Genomic DNA, 5,302 nt, shown 5'->3' on the forward strand with positions numbered 1-5,302 from the left:
CGGTAATTATTGATGATTTTTTTCCGACCATATTGGAAATAGCTGGAATTAAAGCGCCAAAAATCATCCAAAAATTGGATGGATTAAGTCTGTTCGCCACATTAAAACGCCCAGAAGTTAAACTTCAGGATAGGCCCTTAGTTTTTCATTTCCCCAATAAATGGACTACTGTTAAAGATGAAGCAGTACTTGGAATAAATTATTACAGCGCCATTCGCTTTGGCAACTGGAAATTGATTTACCAGATGCGCACACAAAAATTTGAACTCTACGATTTAAGCAAAGATATTGGTGAGCAGCATAGTCTTTCATCAACTAATCCCACTGAAATGAAAAAGCTGGCTATACTTTTAGGCAAAACCTTAAAAGAACGTGGGGCACAAATGCCTGTAGAAAAAGCGACCGGAAAAGCAGTACCATTTCCTGATGAGATTTTTGGCAATTAAGTATGTTTATCGTGATAAAGCAAAAGAGATTGTATCATAAAGGCGATGTCACCTCAGATGCTGTCATGTTGAGCTTGTCGAAACAACTTAAAGGGTATTTAAGCAAATCCTTCGACAAGCTCAGGATGACAAATCTATATTTATGATACAATCTCTTTTCCTTAAATCTTATTATAAACCCCAGCCATATCTAATACGGGTTAATCCCGATTGATTGGTAGTTGTTAATGTAATATTTGTTCCGCTTCCGCCGCGGTTCTGAATACTATAACTGTCGTTATCTCTAAGCCCTGGCCAGTACACACTGGCAACCTTATCGTTTCTAAATACATTGGTAGAACCAACTATATAGGCAATTTCATTATCGCTACCAACAGAACCGGTATAATTTTTACCCGTAGTCATGGCTGCACCGTATTCGGTAACCACGGTACGGCTTGCATAATTACCAAAACGGTTTCGCCAGTCAGCTTCCCAGGCCGATTGTGTTCTGGTAGCCCAAAATGCATAGTTATGCAGGGATAAGAGGCAGCTCGAAAATCGGCTATCAGCGCCAACGGCTGTTACATTTTCCGAGTAGCCAGTACCACCTAGAAGAATCCGGCCTTTGCTTACATTGGGGTAACGGGAAAGCCATTCGGCATAAATAGTGGTTAATTGGGCCAATGTATAACCATAGGGTTCATTCATGGGTTCGAAATACACGTTTGCATTACTTCCATATTTATTAACTACGGTTTGCCACATGGCCCAAAACTGAGTAGTGTCATCGATAGTACCATTATGGGAAGATGCACTCTCCCAACAAGCAAGTATAACCTTCATGTTTTTACTTAAAGCGCGATCTATTGCCCCGGTATATGCGCCCCACCACGAATCGGATACACTTGGCGGGTTAATTGGTAACCTTACCGTATTTACACCCGGCATGTTATTTTGGAAACCCGTTAATATTGCATTTGCTTTTGCTGATACCGTGGTGTAATCATCACCAGCGGTTAACCCTGAGGGGATTACCCAGCCATCAACAAAATTGTCGCGGCCATCTGCCCAATTTACACCTGCAATTCCTGCAGCACCAACCGATTCTGCGTCTGCTTTTTGAGCATCCGTGACCTCCGTTTTTTCAATTTCGAGCGGAGTTTCTGTTAATTCTTTTTTTTCACAGCCCATTAAGCACGCGCTTAACATAACGGCCATTGTTGCAATTGACGTTTTAATTTTCATAGGTAATGATTTAATATTTGGTTAGTGAGGCGTTAACCAGAAGAAAATCAAAATGTTATTTATTTTTTAACTCATTTAAAATAGCTTTATCTAAACTGGTTAATGTATGCTGTGTAGGTTTAAGCAGTTCGAAAACTACAATTTCATTCTTTCCTTTTTTTAACCATTCTGCTGGCAAATAAATGGTTTGTTGAGGTCCAATGCTCCAATATTTCCCCAAATTATGTCCATTAACCCAAACCACGCCTTTGCCCCATTTGCGCATATCTAAATAAGTATCTGCTACTTTTGTTAAATTAAAAGAAGCAGTTTTAAGTACAGCGGCCGATTGGCTAATTACCTTAGGCAATAATTTTTGAGTGTTTACAGTATCAAATGGCAGTGGGTACATTTTCCACGATTTAATCTCAGTACCGTTGAAGGTTACGCTTTTGCTTATCCCCTTATTATTTTTAAGCAGGTAAGGCCCAAAATTAATCCTACCCATGTTTTCTACTAAAATATCCAGTTGTACATTGCCAGCGGGAAGATTAACTGTTAAACTATCCTGGTAAAGCCTTCTATCTAAAACACCAACAAGTTTTTTATTGATATATACCAGGCCATAATCGCGCAGCTCGTTGATTTTAATTATGCCTTTGCGTCCACCTTTTATTGTGCTGCTGTACAATACAAAACCATAAGGTTGGTTAAGGGCTTCGAAGGTTAATGGTTTTTCACTTAATTGTGGTTTCCCAATCAGGTTAAAGATGTCTGTTGATTTGGTAAAGGTAATTACAGGCAATGCAGCTGCCGGCTTGGCGGCAGGTACAACAGGAAGTATTTGGTTTGCGGGCAAATTCTTTTTAATCGCTTCGCGGAAAAGCATAAATTTCGGTGTCGCGTTACCTGCCTCATCTAAAGGTGCATCATAATCATAACTACTAATCTGCGGTTCGTAAGCTGTAGAATCGTTATAATTTGCCCCATTCATAAAAGCTCTGGTTGTACCGCCATGAAACATATACATGTTAATAGAAATCCCTCCTTTAAGTACAGTATCTAATTTATTGGCATACGTTTTTGGATCTACCTGATGATGTTTTGTACCCCACCAATCGAACCAGGCCGGATACCATTCTGGCACAAAGTAAGGTCCGGCACCATTGTTATATTTATTGATCAGCGTTCTGATCTGCGCAGGACTATCGATGCCATTTACGCCTGGAAGCAAACCCGCTAAATGACCACCTTCTAATGCAGGAACAGGATCGCAGGTAGAAAGCACGCCGTCAAAACCAGCATCTTTAAAGAGCTGAGCATTGATCTTCAGATATTCCTTGTCATTTCCGTAAGAGCCATACTCGTTTTCTACCTGTACCATTAAGATGTTGCCACCATGGTTAATTTGCAATGGCGCTAACCGTTTACCAATCTCTGTAAGGTATTCTTTATATTCTTTTAAATATTGTGCTTCTTTACTCCTTACCTGTAAACCTTTAATGTTCTGCAACCAAAATGGATAACCACCAAATTCCCATTCGGCACATACATACGGACTAGGGCGAAGCAATACCCATAATCCTTCTTCTTTTGCAATACGTACAAATTCGGCAATATCATTATTGCCCGAGAAATCGAATTTATCTTTCTGTGGTTCATGTACATTCCAAAATACATAGGTACCAATGGTGTTTAAGCCCATCGCTTTAGCCATTTTCATTCTATCGCGCCAGGCTTCTCTTGGTATGCGGGGGTAATGCATTTCGCCAGATATTATTTGAAAAGGCTTATTATCAAGCAGAAAAACAGAGTCTGCAAGTTTAAAAGTGTGCTGAGCCTGTGCAAAAGCACCTAAGCTGGCAAAACAAGTAATTAAAATTACCTTAAAAATGAGGTATTTGAAGGTATGTTTCATGAAGATGTGTATTTATGTTTTATAAAATTATATGCACAGTTTTCCTTTCCCTACATAGATAAGGTGCTTTGTTCCAGAGAACAAAATTGGAAAAGGATTAAATTTTGGATATTCAAGCATCCCCAAACTGGGTTTACTTACTTACTATTGTGGTAATAGATTTAGCCGGAACCCTAATACCCTGGTTAGTTTTATATTGCTTATATGGTGATAAATTATATTCTGCAGATGTAACATAGGTTTGCACCACATTTGGTTTACTTCCTTTTATTTCCATATCCAGGTCGATATCTTGTTCACTAGTATTAACCGCTACAGTAACCAGATTGCTATTATCCAGATATGCTGATATGTAAATCTGTTTTTCTTTTCCGTTTGTTATACTAACCCCAACACGTTTACTACCAGCTTTAATAAAACGGCTATAATTGCCTAAAGCCCATAACATTTTACTATCATAAACCTGCCCGTCTGTTTTATTTTTATCAATATATACCAGCCCATCTTTATAATCGCCAGCCGATACGGCCAACCACCACTGCCATGATGTAGCATTGGATATCACTAAATCATGATGGATGAGCTTTGCAATAAACAGTGCGGTTACCATACCCAAATCACGCTTTTCACCCTTTAGCACATCATCACCAAGAACACAATATTCAGACATCCAATACCTTAAACCTTTTATCTGAGCTACTGCTTCAGCTGTTTTTTTACGGATATTAATAAATTTTTGTTCAGGACTTGTTGTAAAATAGCTATGAGCAGAAATAGATTGATCAATATTGGATAAGTTGCCAACATAATTCGGAGATGAAGCATTAAAGAACTGATATACCTGATTTCCCTTTGCGGTGTTTCCATTATCGTATAAATAATCGAGCTGGCCGGCCTCTCCTATCTGTATTTTGGTTTTGATCTGATTTTTCGCAAACGCATCATTTACGCCTTTATAAAGCTGAGCAAGTTCAGTATTGTTATAAGGACAACCTTCCTGATTGTGCTCATTCCATTTCCACTGTGGCTCATTTGCCGGACTAAGGTAATCCAATTCGATCCCTGTATTTTTTTTCAACCCTTTAATTGTGGCTACCATATCGGCTGAAAAATCGGGAAGTTTATCAAAATTCAGGTTGCAGTTACCATCAGTAGAATAAGCTTTTCCGTTTTTGGTAAAAAGCACATGCGGACTGTTTACAAAGCCGATAAACTGTTTTACGCCACGGGTTTTAGCGGCCTTTAAAAACCAGGTTTGCCCTGGCATCGCGTTCCAATCATAACTGCCATCTGGTTGCAGAAAAGCGTATTGGCGACGCCATTCGTCGCCAATATCGCTTGCCTTACCTTGGGCGGCACTGCCACCACCAATACTGAAACGCCACATATTAAGGCCAATACCAAGGGGCTGACCCGTTTTTGCAATTTGGGTACTAAAAAGCAAATCGGCCATCTTATCCTTTTTCTCTGCAGGCCATAATCCGGCAAATTGACAAGTCCATGCATCAGATGCCCCGAAACCTTCTATTGTTTGAAATTGAACCAATGGGTGAATTTCAATCTTTACAGTTTGCTGGGCCGCAGCATTACCATAGCAAAACAAAGAAATGCAAGTAAGAAAGTAGCCGATTTGTTTATAATACTTTATCATTGATGGTTAAATTGTTTTTTAATAACCAGTGTTTTGCTGCAATTTACCACCTGAAGCTAAAATTTCGGCCCTAGGTATTGG

4 protein-coding genes are annotated in these 5,302 nt (G+C 39.3%); 1 reads left to right on the forward strand and 3 read right to left on the reverse strand.

The window, feature by feature from the left end; genetic code table 11:
* Positions 1-446, forward strand: a 446-nt coding sequence (locus AC1DPQ_RS16530; RefSeq protein ID WP_477610277.1) for a sulfatase/phosphatase domain-containing protein, incomplete at its 5' end; no start/stop codon positions are given.
* 171 nt (positions 447-617) lie between these two features.
* Here the strand turns inward: AC1DPQ_RS16530 and AC1DPQ_RS16535 are convergent.
* The 3 genes from AC1DPQ_RS16535 to AC1DPQ_RS16545 all read right to left on the reverse strand — a co-directional run bounded on the left by AC1DPQ_RS16535 (position 618) and on the right by AC1DPQ_RS16545 (position 5,221).
* Positions 618-1,673, reverse strand: coding sequence for a cellulase family glycosylhydrolase (locus tag AC1DPQ_RS16535; RefSeq protein WP_215126105.1), 1,056 nt, complete (start codon positions 1,671-1,673; stop codon positions 618-620).
* A 55-nt stretch (positions 1,674-1,728) separates the two neighbouring features.
* On the reverse strand, positions 1,729-3,570 hold the full coding sequence (locus AC1DPQ_RS16540; RefSeq protein WP_477610278.1) for a glycoside hydrolase family 35 protein: 1,842 nt from the start codon (positions 3,568-3,570) through the stop codon (positions 1,729-1,731).
* Positions 3,571-3,703: 133 nt separating this feature from the next.
* Positions 3,704-5,221 (reverse strand): glycoside hydrolase, encoded by a 1,518-nt coding sequence (locus AC1DPQ_RS16545; RefSeq protein ID WP_477610279.1) that lies wholly within the window; start codon positions 5,219-5,221, stop codon positions 3,704-3,706.
* Between the last annotated feature and the right edge of the window lie 81 nt (positions 5,222-5,302).

This window comes from Pedobacter sp. 01T416_2 (assembly GCF_056398925.1).

Excerpts from the sequence above, each read along its gene's own strand:
- AC1DPQ_RS16535 (WP_215126105.1), bottom strand. The coding sequence starts at position 1,673 with ATGAAAATTAAAACGTCAATTGCAACAATGGCCGTTATGTTAAGCGCG.
- AC1DPQ_RS16540 (WP_477610278.1), bottom strand. The coding sequence starts at position 3,570 with ATGAAACATACCTTCAAATACCTCATTTTTAAGGTAATTTTAATTACT.
- AC1DPQ_RS16545 (WP_477610279.1), bottom strand. The coding sequence starts at position 5,221 with ATGATAAAGTATTATAAACAAATCGGCTACTTTCTTACTTGCATTTCT.